The organism is Actinoplanes sp. GCM10030250, assembly GCF_042666575.1.
Classification (GTDB): domain Bacteria; phylum Actinomycetota; class Actinomycetes; order Mycobacteriales; family Micromonosporaceae; genus Actinoplanes.
This window is the reverse complement of the sequence record NZ_JBHTDO010000057.1, coordinates 1-17,057: the sequence shown is the minus strand read 5'-3', so window position 1 is coordinate 17,057 and position 17,057 is coordinate 1. Positions and strand designations below refer to the sequence as shown.

Annotated in this window: 15 protein-coding genes; 5 read left to right on the top strand and 10 right to left on the bottom strand. The window is 71.0% G+C overall.

The genetic code is table 11. From position 1 onward, the window contains the following. Positions 1-45: 45 nt before the first annotated feature. The 8 genes from manD to ACFQV6_RS41760 all read right to left on the bottom strand — a co-directional run bounded on the left by manD (position 46) and on the right by ACFQV6_RS41760 (position 7,163). Complete coding sequence (gene manD, locus ACFQV6_RS41795; RefSeq protein WP_378033283.1) at positions 46-1,254, bottom strand: D-mannonate dehydratase ManD; 1,209 nt, start codon at positions 1,252-1,254, stop codon at positions 46-48. Beyond that, positions 1,251-2,090 carry an ABC transporter permease gene (locus ACFQV6_RS41790; protein WP_378033282.1) on the bottom strand — a complete coding sequence of 280 codons (840 nt, stop codon included), beginning with the start codon at positions 2,088-2,090 and terminating at the stop codon, positions 1,251-1,253. Before ACFQV6_RS41790 ends, manD begins: the two co-directional genes overlap by 4 nt. After that, entirely contained in the window at positions 2,087-2,974 is an 888-nt protein-coding gene (locus tag ACFQV6_RS41785; protein ID WP_378033281.1) for an ABC transporter permease, read from the bottom strand. Before ACFQV6_RS41785 ends, ACFQV6_RS41790 begins: the two co-directional genes overlap by 4 nt. Then, complete coding sequence (locus ACFQV6_RS41780) at positions 2,971-4,014, bottom strand: ABC transporter ATP-binding protein (protein ID WP_378033280.1); 1,044 nt, start codon at positions 4,012-4,014, stop codon at positions 2,971-2,973. The genes ACFQV6_RS41785 and ACFQV6_RS41780 overlap by 4 nt, the downstream gene beginning before the upstream one ends. Next, positions 4,011-5,228, bottom strand: coding sequence for an extracellular solute-binding protein (locus tag ACFQV6_RS41775; protein WP_378033279.1), 1,218 nt, complete (start codon positions 5,226-5,228; stop codon positions 4,011-4,013). The genes ACFQV6_RS41780 and ACFQV6_RS41775 overlap by 4 nt, the downstream gene beginning before the upstream one ends. Before the next feature lie 19 nt (positions 5,229-5,247). After that, complete coding sequence (locus tag ACFQV6_RS41770) at positions 5,248-6,231, bottom strand: LacI family DNA-binding transcriptional regulator (RefSeq protein ID WP_378033278.1); 984 nt, start codon at positions 6,229-6,231, stop codon at positions 5,248-5,250. Positions 6,232-6,540: 309 nt separating this feature from the next. Continuing rightward, on the bottom strand, positions 6,541-6,915 hold the full coding sequence (locus tag ACFQV6_RS41765; RefSeq protein ID WP_378033277.1) for a type II toxin-antitoxin system VapC family toxin: 375 nt from the start codon (positions 6,913-6,915) through the stop codon (positions 6,541-6,543). Further along, positions 6,912-7,163, bottom strand: a complete 252-nt coding sequence (locus ACFQV6_RS41760) for a type II toxin-antitoxin system Phd/YefM family antitoxin (protein WP_378033276.1) — start codon at positions 7,161-7,163, stop codon at positions 6,912-6,914. Before ACFQV6_RS41760 ends, ACFQV6_RS41765 begins: the two co-directional genes overlap by 4 nt. A 185-nt stretch (positions 7,164-7,348) precedes the next feature. Between ACFQV6_RS41760 and ACFQV6_RS41755 the strand changes: the two genes are divergently transcribed. From ACFQV6_RS41755 to ACFQV6_RS41745, 3 genes are all read left to right on the top strand, one after another. Beyond that, positions 7,349-7,957: a VOC family protein gene (locus tag ACFQV6_RS41755; protein ID WP_378033275.1), complete on the top strand. Its 609-nt coding sequence runs from the start codon at positions 7,349-7,351 to the stop codon at positions 7,955-7,957. Positions 7,958-8,068: 111 nt separating this feature from the next. After that, positions 8,069-8,566: a DUF2243 domain-containing protein gene (locus tag ACFQV6_RS41750; protein WP_378033274.1), complete on the top strand. Its 498-nt coding sequence runs from the start codon at positions 8,069-8,071 to the stop codon at positions 8,564-8,566. Continuing rightward, the gene (locus tag ACFQV6_RS41745) at positions 8,563-9,336 is read left to right on the top strand and encodes a cytochrome c oxidase assembly protein (RefSeq protein ID WP_378033273.1); all 774 of its coding nucleotides are present in this window, start codon (positions 8,563-8,565) and stop codon (positions 9,334-9,336) included. The genes ACFQV6_RS41750 and ACFQV6_RS41745 overlap by 4 nt, the downstream gene beginning before the upstream one ends. On the opposite strand, the gene ACFQV6_RS41740 is transcribed toward ACFQV6_RS41745, so the two are convergent. Further along, on the bottom strand, positions 9,303-11,555 hold the full coding sequence (locus ACFQV6_RS41740; RefSeq protein ID WP_378033272.1) for a tetratricopeptide repeat protein: 2,253 nt from the start codon (positions 11,553-11,555) through the stop codon (positions 9,303-9,305). The genes ACFQV6_RS41745 and ACFQV6_RS41740 overlap by 34 nt on opposite strands. A 146-nt stretch (positions 11,556-11,701) precedes the next feature. On the opposite strand from ACFQV6_RS41740, the gene ACFQV6_RS41735 reads away from it, so the two are divergent. Both ACFQV6_RS41735 and ACFQV6_RS41730 read left to right on the top strand, forming a co-directional pair. Next, complete coding sequence (locus ACFQV6_RS41735) at positions 11,702-13,279, top strand: ABC-F family ATP-binding cassette domain-containing protein (RefSeq protein ID WP_378033271.1); 1,578 nt, start codon at positions 11,702-11,704, stop codon at positions 13,277-13,279. A gap of 12 nt (positions 13,280-13,291) precedes the next feature. Next, positions 13,292-15,985, top strand: a complete 2,694-nt coding sequence (locus ACFQV6_RS41730) for an AAA family ATPase (RefSeq protein WP_378033270.1) — start codon at positions 13,292-13,294, stop codon at positions 15,983-15,985. Here ACFQV6_RS41730 and ACFQV6_RS41725 read toward each other — a convergent pair. Beyond that, positions 15,982-16,959 carry a helix-turn-helix transcriptional regulator gene (locus ACFQV6_RS41725; protein WP_378033269.1) on the bottom strand — a complete coding sequence of 326 codons (978 nt, stop codon included), beginning with the start codon at positions 16,957-16,959 and terminating at the stop codon, positions 15,982-15,984. The two genes, ACFQV6_RS41730 and ACFQV6_RS41725, sit on opposite strands and share 4 nt — an antisense overlap. Between the last annotated feature and the right edge of the window lie 98 nt (positions 16,960-17,057).

The window sequence follows — 17,057 nt, the reverse complement described above, 5'->3', positions numbered from 1 at the left end:
CGGAACCGGGAACCGTACTTCTGGCCGATGCGAGTCGAGCGCGGGTCACCAGCTGTGCATGGTGCCGTCCTGGAGGCGGTTCACCGGCAGCGACGCCGGGCGATAGGGGTATCGCGCGGCCAGCTCCTCGTTGATGTCCACGCCCAGGCCGGGACCCTCGCCCGGATGCAGGTAGCCGTCGGCGAAGCGGTAGGTGTGGGGGAAGACGGCGTCGGTTTCGGGGGTGTGGCGCATGTATTCCTGGAGGCCGAAGTTGGGGATGGAGATGTCGACGTGCAGGGCGGCGGCCATGCAGACCGGGGAGAGGTCGGTGGCGCCGTGGGAGCCGCTGCGTACGTGGTAGAGCGCCGCCAGGTCGAAGATGCGCCGCAGGTGGGTGATGCCGCCGGCGTGTACGACGGTGGCGCGGATGTAGTCGATCAGCTGGGAGGTGATCAGTTCCTGGCAGTCCCAGATGGTGTTGAAGACCTCGCCGACCGCGATCGGGGTGGTGGTGTGCTGCCGGATCAGGCGGAAGCCCTCCTGGAGTTCGGCGGGGACCGGGTCCTCGATCCAGGTCAGGTGATAGGGCTCCAGGCTCTTGCCGAGCCGGGCGGCCTCGATCGGGGTGAGCCGGTGGTGCACGTCGTGGAGCAGGCGCAGGGTGGGGCCGAACTCGTCGCGGACGCGGGCGAAGATCTGGGGGACGTGGTCGAGGTAGTGCTCGGTGGACCAGGCGTTCTCGGTGGGCAGGGCGGCGTCGGCCGGTTCGTAGACCGTCTGGTCGCCGCCTACGCCGTAGGTCGATGCGAGGCCGGGGATGCCGGTCTGGACCCGGACCGCTCGGTAGCCCAGGGAGACGTAGTGCGAGATCTCGGTCAGGACGGCGTCGATGTCGACCGCGTTGGCGTGACCATAAACGGTCACGCCGGAGCGGGATCGGCCGCCCAGCAGCTGGTAGACCGGTAGGCCGGCGACCTTGCCCTTGATGTCCCACAGGGCGGTGTCGACGGCGGCGATCGCTGACATCGTCACCGGGCCGCGCCGCCAGTAGGCGCCGCGGTAGAGGTATTGCCAGGTGTCCTCGATGCGGGCCGGGTCGCGGCCGATCAGGGCGGGTACGACGTGTTCGGTGAGGTAGGCGGCCACCGCGAGCTCACGGCCGTTGAGGGTGGCGTCGCCGACACCGGTCACGCCCTCGTCGGTGACGATCTTGAGCGTCACGAAGTTGCGACCGGGACACGTGACGATGACTCGAGCGTCGGCGATCTTCACTCGGGGTCTTCTTTGACTCGGGCCACCAACTGGGTCGGGTTGACGAAGCGCAGAGCCACGACCAGCAACGTAAGCATCATCACGCAGTAGATGACGGCCATCGCGTCGACCGACTGCTGTGCCCGGATCCCGGCCGCCGACATCGAGTAGAACAGCGCCACCACCAGGGTCTGCGAGTCGGGCCCGGCGGTCAGGAACGTCAGCTCGAACATGCCGACCGTGCGGACCACCACGAGGATCACCGAGGCGAGGATGCCGGGGATGAGCAGCGGCGCGAGGATGCGGGAGAAGACGTGACGGGTACGGGCTCCGTGCACCCGGGCCGCACGCTCGATGGCCGGGTCGATCTGTTCGATGAAGGGCGTCATGGTGAGGATGACGAACGGGATCGACGGTACGAGGTTGGCGAGCACCACGCCGGAGAGGTGACCGGCGAGGCCGTACTTGTAGAGCACTGTCGCCAGCGGGATGCCGTAGGTGATCGGCGGCATCAGGATCGGGAGCAGGAACAGCAGGTAGAGCAGCCGGCTGCCGGGAAAGGCGCGGCGGGCCAGGACGTAGGCGGCGGGTACGCCGACGGCCACCGAGATCCCGGCGACCAGCACGCAGACGATCAGGGTCACGGTGAGGACGGGGAGCAGGGTGAACTCGTCCCAGGCCTGCCCGTACCACTGGGTGGTGTAAGCCTCGGGCAGCCACGAGTCGAACCAGCGCAGCCCGAATGAGTTGACCACTACCGACCCGATGACGCCGGCCAGGCCGATGAAGAAGACGACGACGGCGCCCCAGACGAGCCAGGCGGCGGGGCTCGCCACGATCATGCGGCGCGACCTCATCCTTTGCCTCCCGCGGTGGAGCCGGTGTAGAGCAGGCTGCGCAGGCCCAGGACGACGGCGATCACGAGCAGCTCGACGAGACCCATGATGATCGCGGTGGCGGACGCGGCGGCGTAGTCGTAGCGGACGTAGGCGGCCTCGTAGGCGGCGATCGAGATGACCCGGGTGCTGCCGGTGGGGTCGCCGACCAGGATCGCCGACGGGAAGACGCTGAACGCGAGCACGAAGGTGAGGCAGAACGTGGTGGCCAGGCCGGGTGCGAGCAGGGGCAGGGTGATCCGGAAGAACCGTTGCCGCCAGCCGGCGCCGAGGGTCGCGGCGGCCCGTTCCAGGCTGGGGTCGATGCCGGACAGGTAGGAGAGCACGAGCAGGAACGCGAACGGGAAACCGGTGATGACCAGGGAGAAGAAGACACCCCAGAAGTTGTTGGTGAGGCGTACCGGTGCGTCGGTGAGACCGGTGGTGAGCAGGAGGCGGTTGAGCCAGCCGGCCGGGCCGAGGAAGTTCAGCAGGCCCTCGGCGGTGAGCACGGTGCCGAGCGTGATGGGCACGACCAGCACGGTGGTCAAGATCCGCTTACCGCGGAAACGACCACGCATCCGGTACGCGATCGGCACCGAGGCGAGCACGTTGAGCAGGGCCGCCGGAAGGGCGATCCGCAGCGTGGTCATGATCGTGTCCCGCTGGTAGGCGTCGGTGAAGAACGCCTGGTACGCCGAGAGCATGCCGCCCTCGCGCGGTTGCAGGGAGACGGCGAGCCCGTAGCCGAACGGGTAGATGAACAGGGCCACCACGAAGATCGTCGCGGGTACGAGCAGCAGCATCTGGGTGTCCACGCCGCGCTCGGCCAGGCGGTGCCGCAGCGCGACGGTCGTGGCGGTCACGGAGAGTCCTCCGGGAAGATCAGCAGCCGGTCGGCGGGGAAGTCGACGAGGACCTTGTCGCCGGGAGCGAGCCGCTGCTCGGTGCGCAGGTGCAGCACGAGCCCGCCGGGAGTCCGGGCCTCGGCCGCGATCTCCCGGCCCTGATATTCGACGACCTCGACGGTCACCTCGGAGCCCGAACCGACCCGGATGTCCTCGGGACGGATCGCTGCGATGACCGCCTCTCCATCGGCAACCGCACTGACAGTGGTGCCCGTCACGCGTACATCCAAGCCTTTGATCGTGAAAGCCGCGCCCACCGCGCGACCCGGCAGCAGATTACGAAAGCCCATGAAATCGGCGACATGCCGGTTTGCCGGCCTGGTGTGCACCTCCTCGGGGCTGCCGATCTGCTGAACGCTGCCATCGCGCAGCACCACCAGGCGGTCGGCCAGCGACAACGCCTCCTCCTGGTCGTGGGTGACATAGACGGTGGTGAGTCCGAGGGACTGGTGCAGGCGGCGGATCTCGGTGCGCATCTCGAGGCGCAGTTTGGCGTCGAGGTTGGAGAGCGGCTCGTCCATCAGCACCAGCGACGGCTCGACGACGATCGCGCGGGCGATCGCCACCCGCTGCTGCTGCCCGCCGGACAGCTGGCCGGGCAGCTTGCGCGCGTGCTCCTCCAGGTGGACGAGACGGATCGCCTCGGTGGTCCGGCGGCGTGCCTCGGCGCGAGGCACGTTGCGCATCTGAAGACCAAAGGCGACGTTCTTCTGTACGGACATGTGCGGGAACAGCGCGTAGTTCTGGAACACCATGCCGAACCCGCGTTTCTCCGGTGGCAGCGTGTCCAGCCGCGTGTCGTCGCGCCAGATGCTGCCCTCGGTGAGCGGCAGCAGCCCGGCCAGGCAGTTCAGGGCGGTGGACTTGCCGCAGCCGGACGGGCCCAGCAGGGCGATGAACTCGCCCCGCCGGATCTCCAGGTTCACATCGGTCAGGGCGTTCGCGCCGGTGAACCGGCGGGTGACGTTCCTGAGATGGAGCCGATCGAAATCCGTCACTTCTTCACCTTCGAGCCGCCGATCTCCCGGTCCCAGCGGTCGAACGCCGTGACCAGGGCCTTCGCGTCGAGCGGCACCTCCAGCGGATGGTCGGCGATGAGCTTGGTGTACTCGGGCCGGCCGTACTCGCTGATCGCCTGCTGGCTCTCGGCGGGTGCCATCGACAGCGGGACGTCCTTGATCGCCGGTCCGGGGTAGAAGTAGCCCTTGTCGTACGCCTTCGCCTGCTGTTCCGGGGTGAGCATCCAGTTGAGCAGCGAGAGCACCGCGGCCTGCTTGTCCGCCGAGGTGCCGTTCGGTACGACGCCGTAGTGCGCGTCGGTGACCCAGTGGAAGCCCTCCAGGGTTCCGACCTGCGCCTCCTTCGGCACGGTGCCCAGCACCCGCGGGTTGATGTCCCAGCCGGTCGTCGACGCGATGATCTTCGCGGAGCCGTTGGCCAGGTTCTTCATCGTCTCGCTGGTGCTGGACGGGTAGAGGGTGATGAAACCGTCAAGCTCCTTGAGGTACGCCCAGGTCTTGGACCAGCCGTTGACCGGGTCCTTCGGGTCGGAGTCGCCGAGCAGGTAGGGCAGGCCCATCAGCAGCGTGCGCCCGGGGCCGGAGTTGGACGGGCGGGCGTACTGGACCGTGCCGGGGTTGGCCTTGGCGTAGTCGAGCAGCGCCTGCGCAGTCTTCGGCGGTGTCGCCACCTTCGACGGCAGGTACTCGATCAGCGGGCCGGACGGGTAGTAGGTGACGGTGACGCCGTGGTCGCCGGCGAGTTTCTGCATGGCGGCGGCGCCGGGCAGGTAGTTCTGCATGCCGGTGAGCCGGGCCGCGTGCACCGGGAGCAGCGCGGTCCACAGTCCCTGGTCGATGCCGGCGGCCAGCCCGTCGACGCCGGTGAGCACCAGGTCGATGTCGACCCGGCCGGCGTCCTGCTGCGCCTTGACCTTGCCGACGAGTTCCGGTGCGGTGGCCTTGGTGTAGGTGACCTTGCTGATCACATCGGTGTTTCTCGCGGCGAAGTCGTCGATCATGCCCTGGGTGAGCTGGAGGTTGCCGGCGACGTCGAGGACGTTGAGCGTCACCGCCTGGGCGGGCTTGTCCGGGACCGGGCCGCTGGTCGTGGTGGTGCCCCCGGATTCCGGCGGGCTGCACGCCACCATCAGCGGGGCGGTGACCGTGACGGCACTGAGAGTGAGGAATTGGCGTCTGCTGGGGGAAGGCATGGTGGGCTCCTAGGGGATGTCAGCGCGGGCCGGTGGAGCCGCGCACGACGAGCTGAGTGGGCATCACCCGGCGAGTGGGCCGTTCGTCGCCGTGGCCGTTGGTCATGAGGTCGAGCAGCAGGTCCACGCCGGCGCGGCCGATCTGCTCCTTGGCGATGGCGACAGTGGTCAGCCCCGGGCTGACCAGGCCGGCGAGCAGGATGTCGTCGAAGCCGACCACGCTGATCCGCTCCGGCACGGCGGCGCCGCGGGCGGTGCAGCGGTTGATCAGCCCCAGCGCGACCAGGTCGTTGTAGGCCACCACGGCGGTGGCGGGGGAGGCGAGGACCAGGTCGGCGGCCGCGATGCCGCCGTCGACGGTCGGCGCCGTGTTGCCGATCTCGATCAGTTCCAGGCCGGTCGAGGCGGCGGCGGCACGCAGGCCCCGGAGCCGGTCCCGGTTGGACCAGGAGTTGCGCGGCCCGCCCACGTACGCCACTCGGCGGTGCCCGAGCGCCTGCAGATGGGCGATCGCCTGGCGCATCCCGTCGGCGTTGTCGGCGGTGACCGACGGGAACGGGGTGACCCGCCGGTTCAGCACCACCATCGGCGTCTGCCTGGCGAAGGCCTTCAGCTCGTCGTCGCCGGCCCGGGGTGAGCAGAGCAGGAACCCGTCGACCTGCTTGGCGAGTGCCTTGATCAGGGGCACCTCCACCGAGGACTCCTCGTCGGTGTCGCTGAGGAACACCGCGTAGTCGAACAGGCGGGCCTGCGTCTGGATCGCCTTGACCACGGTGGGGAAGAACGGGTTGGCCAGATCCGGCAGGACCACGCCGATGTTGCCGGTGCGGCCGGTGATCAGGCTGCGGGCGGCCCGGTTCGGGTAGTAACCGAGGTTGCGCGCGGCCGTCTCCACCCGCTCACGGGTCTCCGGCCGGACCTGGTCGGGATCGGCCAGCGCCCGGCACACCGAGGACTGCGAAACCCCGGCCAGCCGTGCCACATCCTTGATCGTCACCGCCATGGCGGCACACCCCGATCTTTCGATGGATGTCGATCGATTGCGGCAAGTCTGGAATCGTTTCCGGAATATTGTCAAGCGATGTTGATCTATGGGCTGCGTTTGCCCGGGTTCGGCCGGCATGCTGGGCGCAGTCGGTGGCGTGTTCCTCGGGTGCGTTCCGGGGCGATGCGTTCGCCGGGCGCGCCCTCAGCCGGTCTGTCGCGGCGTCACCCTCACGTGGCCCCGCCGGCGTCTGTTCACGGTGAGGCCCGGAATCCCGATGTGAATGTTGTGCGCGACTGTCCTGGTCGTCGGTATGTCGCCGGTGCGTCAGACGGCCAGTGTTTGGATGTCGTACTTCGCGATCTCCGCGTCTCGAGTGACCAGCGTCAGCTGCTCTACCTGAGCTTGGGCGATGAGCATCCGATCGAACGGATCTCTATGGATGAGCGGAAGCCGACCGGCGACGATGCCGTGCTCGGCAGTGATGTTCAGATGCCGGAAGCCGCTGTCGCTGATGCGCTCAGGTAGATCGGCCGGTTTCTCGAGCTTGCCGATCGACTGCTTGATGGCTACTTCCCAAATCGTCGCAGGGCTGACGTAGACGTCCGGTTCGTGGTCGAGTCTTTCCTTGATCTCGGCTGCGAGCGTGGGGTCGTCCGCCAGCCACCACAGCACGACGTGAGTGTCGAGGAGCAGGCTCATGCGAGGCCGAAGTCTCGTGCGATGAGTTCATTCACCTCAGGGGAGTCCCAGTCCTCGGCCATGACGAGCTGGCCGGCGAGGGAGCCGCGACCAACTCTGTCGACCCTGCGGTTCAGTGGGATCACCTTCGCGACCGGGGTGCCGGCTCGACTGATGATGATCTCCTCACCATGCTCAACGCGTTCGATGATCCGCGAGAGATTCGTCTTTGCGTCATGAATATTGAACTGTGCGGATGTCTCGGGCATGGTGTCCCTCCTTAGCCAAGAGGTTAGCCCGGAGTTGAAGCGCGAGGGGGACCGGATCAGCGCAGTTCGCCAATACGCGCCCTGGTGCTCAACGCACGGGGGTGGGCGAGTGACTCACCCTGGGGCGAAGCCCGGGTGCACCGGCGCACAGTAGGGCCACCGAACGACATGAGGAGCTGATTTCGGTGGACTTCAAGATCGAGGTAGTGGTTCTGCCGGTTGCCGACGTGGAGCGCGCCAAGGAGTTCTACACGCGGATCGGCTTCCGGGAGGACGTGGACTACTCGGGCCCCGGCGGGTTCCGGGTGGTCCACTTCACCCCGCCCGGCTCGTCGGCGTCGATCCTCGTCGGGTCCGGCGTCACCGACGCGGAACCGGGGTCGTCGAAGGGCGTCCACCTCGTCGTGGACGACATCGTCGCGGCCCGCGCGGAGCTGGCCGCCGCCGGTGTCGAGGTGAGCGAGGTCTTCCACGACGCCGGTGGGGTCTTCCACCACGCCGGCACCGAGGCCCGCGTGCCCGGCCCGCACCCGCAGCGCCAGACGTACGGCTCGTTCCTCTCCTTCACCGACCCCGACGGCAACCTGTTCTACCTGCAGGAGGTCACCAAGCGGCTGGCCGGGCGGATCGACCACGTCGTCTACGGCTCGGTCGCCGAGGTGGAGCAGGCACTGCGGGACGCCGCGACCGCACACGGCGTCTACGAGAAGGAGGAGCTCGGCGGCGTCCCCGACGAGGAGTGGCCCGCCTGGTACGCCGACCACATGGCCAAGGCCGCCGGCCTCGGCGCCTGACCTCTTCGCTCGCCGGCCTCCCGCCGCTTTTCGCCCCTGGCCTCCCGCCACGCGCGGGAGGCCAGGGGTATGTCTGCGCCCGTTACGGGTACACGCGACCCGGGAGGCGAAATGACACGTGTGGATGAGAAGGCCACGAGCACCGACATCGCGTTGCCGGGGATCCTGCTCGGCGTCGGGCTCGGCGGTTTCCTCGACGGCATCCTGCTGCACCAGGTCCTGCAGTGGCACCACCTGGTGACCGGGCGCTACTCGCCGGACACCGTGCCGGGCCTGCGCACGAACACCCTGTGGGACGGGCTGTTCCACACCTTCACCTGGCTGTCCGTCCTGATCGGTCTCGGCCTGCTCTACTCGCGGGTGGTCAACGGCCGGACCCGGATGTGGCGGTCCCGCGCCCTGTGGGGCTGGATCCTGACCGGCTGGGGCATCTTCAACGTCGTCGAGGGCATCATCGACCACCACATCCTCGGCATTCACCACGTCCGCAGCGGGCCCGGCCAGATCTGGTGGGATCTCGGCTTCCTCGCCCTGGGCGCGGCCCTGATCGCGGCCGGCTGGCTGCTGCAGCGCGGCGCCACCGTCGTGGGGTCTGCCGACCGGCGGTGAACCACGTCCACTCCGCCGGCGGCGGCCTGCTGCCACTGCTGATCTTCGGCGTGGCGGTGGTCTACGAGGCCGCCGCCACGCTCGGCCGCAGGGCCTGGCCGTGGTCGCGGGCCATGCTGTTCCTGACCGGCTGCGGGTTGCTGCTCGCCGGTTTCACGCCGCAGGCCTCGCCGTGGCCGGCCGGTGACTTCCGCACCCACATGCTGCAGCACCTGGTCATCGGGATGTTCGCGCCGCTCGCGCTCGTGCTCGGGGCCCCGGTCACGCTCGCCCTGCGCAGCCTGCCGGTGGGTGCGGCCCGTGTCGTCGGCCGCCTTCTGCGCCACCCGGCCGTCCACGCCGTGGCGAACCCGTACGTGGCGCTGGTGCTCAACGTGGGCGGGATGGCGGTGCTGTTCCTGACCCCGCTCTATGCGGCGACGTTGCGGGATCCGGATCTGCATCTGCTCGTACACATGCATTTCCTGCTGTCCGGATACCTGTTCGCATGGGTGATCGCCGGGCCCGATCCGGCGCCGCGGCGGCCGTCGGTGCCGGTCCGGCTCGTGGTTCTGGGCGTGGCGATCGCGTTCCACTCGGTGCTGGCGCAGCTGATGTTCGCTGGTGTGTTCGTGGAGCTGCCGGTGCCGGTTGCCGAGCGGCGGGGTGGTGCCGATCTCATGTACTACGGCGGGGACATCGCGGAGTTGCTGCTCGCCGGTGCGCTGGTCGCGGGGTGGCGCCGCCGGCCGGCCACTCAAACGGGCCGTCTCGCCTGTTCCCGCCAGTAGCCGGCGTCCTCCCGGGTGGAACGGGTGTCGGGGTGCTCGGCTCCCAGCACTCTGAGCCGGTCGGCGAGCAGTTCCTCGTACGCCGAAGCGGCACCCGCGGCGTCGCCCGCCTCCCCTCGCCAGCGCGCGAGAAGGCCCCTGGTGTTCAGCGTGTGCGGATGGTCCGGCCCGAGGACGCGCAGCCGGTCGGCCAGCAGCTGGTCGAGTGCCGCGGCGGCCCCGGCCGGATCACCGGCCCGGCCTCGCCAGTGTGCGAGGTTGTTGCGGGTGCTCAGCGTGCTGGGATGGTCGGGCCCGAGCACGCGCAGCCGGTCGGTGAGCAGCTGTTCGAGGGCGGCCGCCGCACCGGCCGGGTCGCCGGCCACACCCCGCCAGAACGCTACGTTGTGCCGGGTGCTCAGCGTGCTGGGATGGTCCGGCCCGGCGAGCCGCAGCCGGTCGGTGAGCAGCTGTTCGAGGGCGGCGGCCGCGCCGGCCGGGTCGCCGGCCGTACCCCGCCAGCGGGCCAGGTTGCTGCGGGTGGTGAGGGTGTGCGGGTGGTCCGGCCCGAGCAGGCGCAGGCGGTCGGTGAGCAGGTGCTCGAACTCGGCGGCCGCACGGGCGGGATCGCCGGCCTCGCCGCGGCAGCGGGCCAGGTTGCCGCGGGTGCTCAGCGTGTAGGGGTGGTCCGGCCCGAGAACGCGCAGCGCGTCGGCGAGCAGCTGCTCGTACGCGGTGACCGCGCCGGCCGCGTCGCCGGCCTCGCCCCGCCAGCGTGCGACGTTGTGCCGGATCGCGAGTGTCTCCCGGTGATCCGCGCCGAGCTGTGCGTCCGCGACCGCCCGCATCGCGGTGAAGTAGTCACGGGCAGCGGCCACCAGGCCGATCTCGCCGAGGCTGTGACCGGCCTTGAACAGCACGGTGTGCACGCCGTCGGTACCGTGCCAGAGCAGCGGCCCGGTGTGCTCGGCCAGGGCCGCGGTGCCGGCCCGCAGCCGCTGCCCCAGCCGGCTGGTCGCCGGGTCGCGTTCGATGTCCGGCCACAGGTTCGCCATCGCGTCGGCGGCCGTGAACGCCAGCCGCTGCCGGTCCGGTTCCGCCGTCGTGTCGCGGGTGACGCGCTGGACGAGGGCGTGCACGCGGAGGGTGTGTGCGTCGACGTCGGCGAGGCTCAGCCGGTGCAGGACCCGCAACGTGTCGTGTACCCGGTCCCGCTCCACCCGCTGCCGCAGGCCCGCCGCGCAGTGGTCGAGGACCGTCCGGGTGGTGAACAGCTCGACCGGGATGCCGTTGGGATCGAGGATCGCGGCAAGCTGAAGGAGGACCGGTGCCAGGCCGCCGGTGGTGGCACCGGCTGCCTCGATGGACAGCGTCCAGGCGCGCGCGACGGGCCGGCTCTGCTGATCCGGCAGGGCTTCGGGGCGTAGCCGGACCAGCGGCCGGCGGCGCAGCCGGTCCCGGTAGGCGGCGCAGGTGAGATCCTGGTCGATCATGTACGCGGCGGCCTGCGCCAGTGCCAGGGGCAGGTGGCCGAGCTCGGTGGCCAGCTCCCCGGCCTCGCCGAGCCGCACCGGGTCGTCGCCGAGCAGCCGGGTCAGGTACGCGGTGGCCTGTTCCGGTGTGAACACTCCTACGTCGACCAGCTGACGGCCCGCCAGCAGGGCGGCGTCGCGGCGCCGGGTGGTGACGACGGTGCGCCCGGCCGGCCGGTCCGGTGGCCAGAGCCCGGTCAGATCGGCGGGATCGGTCAGGTCGTCGAGCACGATCAGCCACCGCCGGCCGGTGCGGGCCAGCCACGACAGCAGACGGACGGCCGCCTGCTGCGGATCGGGGTCGTCGAACCCGGCGACCTCACCGGCGGCCAGCGCGTAGGCCGACAGGATGCTGGTACGCGACGACGCGGTCACCCAGAGCAGCAGATCGACCGCCTGCTCGGCCCAGAGACGTTCGGCCAGATTCGCCGCGAGCTGAGTCTTGCCGACCCCGCCCAGCCCGGCCACCACCTGGCAGACCACCGCCGTCCCGCCGGAGCCCGCATCGGCGAGGTCCTGGTCGGCGGGCCGGGACTGCCGCCCGTGTGCGGAGCGTGGCACCACACCGACCCGTTGTGGCCAGGTCACCGGCCGTCGCCGGCCGAAGTAGTTGTGCTGCGTGTTCCCGTCGCCGATCTGAACACCCTCGGCGTGCTGCGGGCTCAGCCTGTCCGGGGTGCTCGCTGCGGGGTCGGGCGACGCGGCCATCAACTCCCGAGGTTATCGGGGCATTGCGAGGTAGGGTGAGTGGCATGGCAGGTGACGACGACATTTCCGGGTGAGTTTCCCCGGCACGTCGTTCGTCAAAATCCCTCGTTTCGTCGTACCCCTTCTTTATTCTTTTGGGATCTGTCATGTCTTTTATCGTTTGCACCAGTCTGTCGTTTTCCTGGCCGGATGACACCCCGGTCTTCCAGGATCTGAGCGTTTCCATGCCCGCCGGGCGCACCGGCCTGGTGGCCGCCAACGGCGCCGGCAAATCGACGCTGCTCAAGCTGATTGCCGGCGAGCTGAGCCCGGCTTCAGGGACCGTCACGATCGGCGGTGTTCTCGGCTATCTGCCGCAGCACCTGCCGCTGGACGCCGGCCTGACCGTGGGCCAGGTGCTCGGCGTCGACAGGATCGTTGCCGCGCTGTATGCGATCGAGTCCGGTGACGTCGCCGAGGAGCATTTCACGGTCGTCGGCAACGACTGGGACGTCGAGGAGCGCAGCCGTGCCGAGCTCGACCGGCTCGGCCTCGCCGACGTCGCCCTCGACCGGCGGCTCGGCACCCTGAGCGGCGGTCAGGCGGTCTCCCTCGGCCTCGCCGCGCAGCTGCTCAAACGGCCCGGCGTGCTGCTGCTCGACGAGCCGACGAACAACCTCGACCGTGACGCCCGCGACCGGCTGATCGCCGTGCTGCGCTCGTGGAACGGCTGCCTGCTGGTGGTCAGCCACGACCGGGAGCTGCTCGACGAGATGGACCGCATCGCCGCCCTCGACCACGGCGAGATCCGGTGGTACGGCGGGAACTTCACCGAGTACGAACAGGCCGTCCACGCCGAGCAGGAGAACGCCGAGCAGCGCCTGCGTACCGCTGAACAGGACCTGAAACGGCAGAAGCGGGAGATGCAGCAGGCCCGCGAACGCGCCGCCCGGCGATCCTCGACCGCCACCCGCAACCTGGCCGACGCGGGACTGGCCCGCATCCACGCCGGCAACCTCAAACGCAACGCGCAGGTGTCGGCGGCCCGGACCGCGGACACCCACGCCGGCCGGGTGCAGGACGCGCAGGTGCGCGCCGACGAGGCCGGCTGGGCCGCCCGGCAGGACGACCGGATCGTGCTCGAGTTGCCCGCCACCCGGGTGCCCGCCGGGCGGACCGTGTTCCAGGGATCGCACCTGCAGGCGCACTACGACGGGCGGGCGGTGTTCGCCGGCGACGGCGTCGAGCTGACCATCCGGGGACCGGAACGGATCGCGCTGACCGGGCCGAACGGTGCCGGCAAGTCGACACTGCTGCGGCTGATCCTGCGGGCGGGCAACGCGGCCTACCTCTCCCAGCGCCTCGACCTGCTCGACGACGATCGCACTGTCGCGGAGAACCTGGCCGCGTTCGCACCGAACCTGCCCGACGCCGAGCGGATGAACCTGCTCGCCAGGTTCCTGTTCCGGGGACCGCGCGCCCATTTGCCGGCCGCCGCGTTGTCCGGCGGCGAGCGACTGCGGGCCACCCTGGCCTGCGTGCTCTACGCCGAACCGGCACCGCACCTGCTGCTGCTCGACGAGCCGACGAACAACCTCGATCTGGTCAGTATCGGACAGCTGGAGAGTGCCCTCACCGCGTACCAGGGTGCTTTCGTGGTCGTCAGCCACGACGAGCGGTTCCTGTCCGCGATCGGCGCCGAACGGCGGCTGCGTCTCGCCGGCGGCACCCTGCAGCCCGTGTAACGTCCCGGAGTCGTGAGGATCGAGCTGCGGGGGCGCCGGCGCGAGCGGGACACGCTCGACCGGCTGATGCGTGACGTACGGGCGGGGCAGAGCCGGGTGCTGGTCCTGCGCGGAGAGCCCGGAACGGGCAAGACCGCACTGCTGGACTACGCCGCGGAACACGCACCGGCGGGCCGGGTCGTCCGGGCCGCCGGTGTGGAACCGGAGACCGAGCTGGCGTACTCGGCGCTCCAGCAGCTCTGCGCCCCGCTGCTCGACCACCTCGGCCGCCTCCCCGAACCGCAGCGCGACGCGCTCGCCACCGCGTTCGGGCTCAGCTCCGGCCGCCCGCCGGAAGCCCTGATCGTCGGCCTGGCCGTCCTCGGCCTGCTCGCCGAGGCGGCCTCGGAGAAACCGCTGGTCTGCGTGGTAGACGACGCCCAGTGGCTGGACCGGATGTCCGAGGTCATCCTCACCTTCGTCGCCCGTCGGCTCGACGCCGAATCAGTCGCGCTGATCTTCGGAGCCCGCGGCATCAACGAGGACCTCCTCGGCGGCCTGCCGGAACTGCGCGTCGAAGGCCTGCCCGACGGTGACGCCCGCGCCCTGCTCGACTCGGTGCTGCCGGGCCTGGTCGACGACCGCGTCCGGGACCGGATCGTCGCCGAGACCCGCGGCAACCCCCTGGCCCTGCTCGAACTGCCCCGCGACCTGAGCCCCGCCGAACTGGCCTTCGGCGCCGGCACCCCGTCCGCTACACCCGTCGCCGGGCGCGTCGAAGAGGGCTTCCGGCGCAGGATCGCGGGACTGCCTGACGACAGCCGGCTGCTGCTGCTCACCGCCGCGGTCGAGCCGGTCGGCGACGTACCCCTGCTCTGGCGCGCCGCCGGACGGCTCGGCATCGCACCCGACGCTGCCGTGGCCGCCGAAGCCGCGGGGCTGATCGAGGTCGGTGCCCGGGTGCGTTTCCGGCACCCCCTCGTGCGGTCGGCCGCCCTGCACGCCGCCGATCCCGCGCGGCTGCGGGAGGTCCATCGGGCCCTCGCCGACGTCACGGACGCCGGTCAGGACCCCGACCGCCGGGCCTGGCACCGGGGCCACGCCGCCGTCGGCCCGGACGAGGACGTCGCCGCCGAACTCGAACAGTCCGCCGGGCGCGCCCTGGCCCGTGGCGGACGGGCCGCGGCAGCCGCCTTCCTCGAACGGGCCGCCGAGCTCACCCTCGACTCGCGTACCCGCTCCGCCCGGCTCCTCGCCGCCGCCCACGCCCGCTTCGCCGCCGGCGCCGCCGATCGGGTCCCCGGCCTGCTGGCCGCCGCCGAGATCGGCCCGCTGGACGCCGTGCAGCGCGCCGCCGCTCAGCGCCTGCGCGCCCGCGCCGCCTTCGCCACCAGCTCCGGCCGCGCCGCGGTCCCGCCGCTGCTCGACGCCGCACGCCAACTGGAGGAACTGGACCCGGCCGCCGCCCGCGAAACCTACCTGTCAGCGATCGGCGCGGCCCTCAACGCCGGCCGGCTCGGCACCGAAGACCTCCAGCAGGCCGTCACGGCAGCGGCGTCGGTCCCGCCCGGGGACGAGCCGGCCGGCCGGCTGCTGGGCAGCCTGATCGTCTGGCAGCGCGACGGGTACAAGGCCGCGGTGCCGCTGTTCGCCGAAGCGCTGGCGGTCACCACCGACCGCGACGCCGACCTGCTGTGGCTTTCCGGGCTGCTCCTGCACGAGACCTGGGACGACGAGAGGTTCCTGGCGCGGACCGAGCGGGCCGTGACCTACGCCCGGGAGAGCGGAACACTGTCGCTGCTGCCGGTGGCGCTGACCTGCCGCGCGACCGCGCTCGTCTACGCGGGACAGTTCGCCGACGCCGCCGGGCTCGTCGACGAGGCGACCGCACTGGCGTCCGCGACCGGCCCGTCCCTGCATCCGGCCAGTGAGATCATCCTGGCCGCCTTCCGGGGCATCCAGGACGACGCCCTCCGGCTGATCGGCGAACTGGTCGCGGACGCCGAGGCCGCCGGCCTGGGCTGGCTGCTCAGCGTCGCCGGTTACAGCAAGGCGGTGCTGTTCAACGGCCTCGGCAACTATCACGCCGCGCTCGAGGCGGCACAGTCCGCGGCTGCGCACGACGATCTCGCCGTTTCCCAGTGGGCGCTCGGCGAACTCGTCGAGGCAGCCGCCCGCTCCGGCGAGACCGCGATCGCGGCCGGCGCCCGGGACCGGCTGGTCGCGCGGGCCGGTGCGGCCGGCACGGCGTGGGCGCGGGGGACAGCATCGCTGGCGGCGGCCCTCGTCGCCTCCGGCGAGGCCGATTACCAGCACGCGATCGCGCAGCTGGCGCAGACCAGGCTGGCGTTGCCACTGGCCCGGGCCCGGTTGCTCTACGGGGAGTGGTTGCGCCGGGAGAACCGCCGCGGCGACGCGCGGGACCAGCTGCGTGCCGCGCATGACGCTTTCACGACGATGGGGGCGCGGGGGTACGCGGAACGCGCCGGCCGGGAACTGACGGCGACCGGCGAGACAGTGCGAAAGCGCAGTTCAGGGGTACGACAGGAGCAGTTGACGGCGCAGGAAAGTCAGATCGCCCGGCTGGCGGCGGCGGGCCGGACTAACCCGGAGATCGGGGCGGTGCTGTTCCTGAGCCCCCGCACGGTCGAGTGGCACCTGCGCAAGGTCTTCGCCAAGCTCGGCATGACCTCCCGCCGGGAGCTGACCGGATTCGATCTCGCCTAGCCGGGCGCGTAGAGCTCCGCCATCGCCGCGGCACTCGTCCGCATCAGCTCGCGCAGCTCGGCCGGCTCCAGGACCTCGACGTCGGCGCCGAGACGCAGGAACTCGGCATGGGCGTGCCGGACCGACTCGATCGGCAGGGTCACCGTGGTCCAGCCGTCCGCCTCCGGCGGGCCGAGGCGGTCGTCGACGTTGCGCGCCATCGCCCGGGTCATCAGGTAGGGGATGCGGTCCAGCGCCGCCGGTGCGAGCCGGACCGTCGCCACGTCACGGTGCAGGCGGCGCTCGAAGTCGGCGGCCCACTGCGCCCAGGTGGCGGCCAGGTCGAAGTCGCCGGGCCGGTCGAAGGTCTCGTCCAGCACGTCCAGGTCGAGGATCGTGGCCACCCGGTAGGTGCGCAGGTCCTCCTCGACCCGGGCCACGAAATACCAGACGCCGGCCTTGAGGACGATGCCGAGCGGGTCGATCAGCCGGTCCACCTCGCGCGGAACCCGCCACCGCTGATACCGCATCCGGCAGCGGCGGCGGTTCCAGACGGCACCGGCCAGGGCGGCCAGGTGCGGGTGGGTCTCGGTCTCCCGGAACCAGCCCGCCGCGTCGAGGTGGAAACGGTCGCGGATCTCGTCCACGTGCCGGTTGAGGCGGGCCGGGAGGGCGGCGCGAAGCTTCAGTTCGGCGGTGGTGAGGACGGCGCCGAGACCCAGCTCGGCGGCCGCGTCGGGGACACCGGCCAGGAAGATCGAGCCGGCCTCCTGCGGGGTGAGGCCGGTCAGCCGGGTGCGGTAGCCGTCGAGCAGCTGGTAGCCGCCGCCGGCGCCCAGCTCGGCGTAGACCGGGACGCCCGAGGCGGCCAGGGCCTCGACGTCGCGGTAGACGGTGCGGACGGAGACCTCGAGCTCACCGGCGAGCTGCTGGGCGGTGAGCCGGCCGCGGTCCTGCAACAGCAGCAGGAGCGAGATGAGGCGGCTGGCACGCATGCCGGAAGACTGCCACAGATGACTGAGCCTTTTTCAACGTGGCGAGGGCCCCGGTCGCCGGCGCCGGACAACGGCCCGGCAGCCTCAGGCCCGATGCC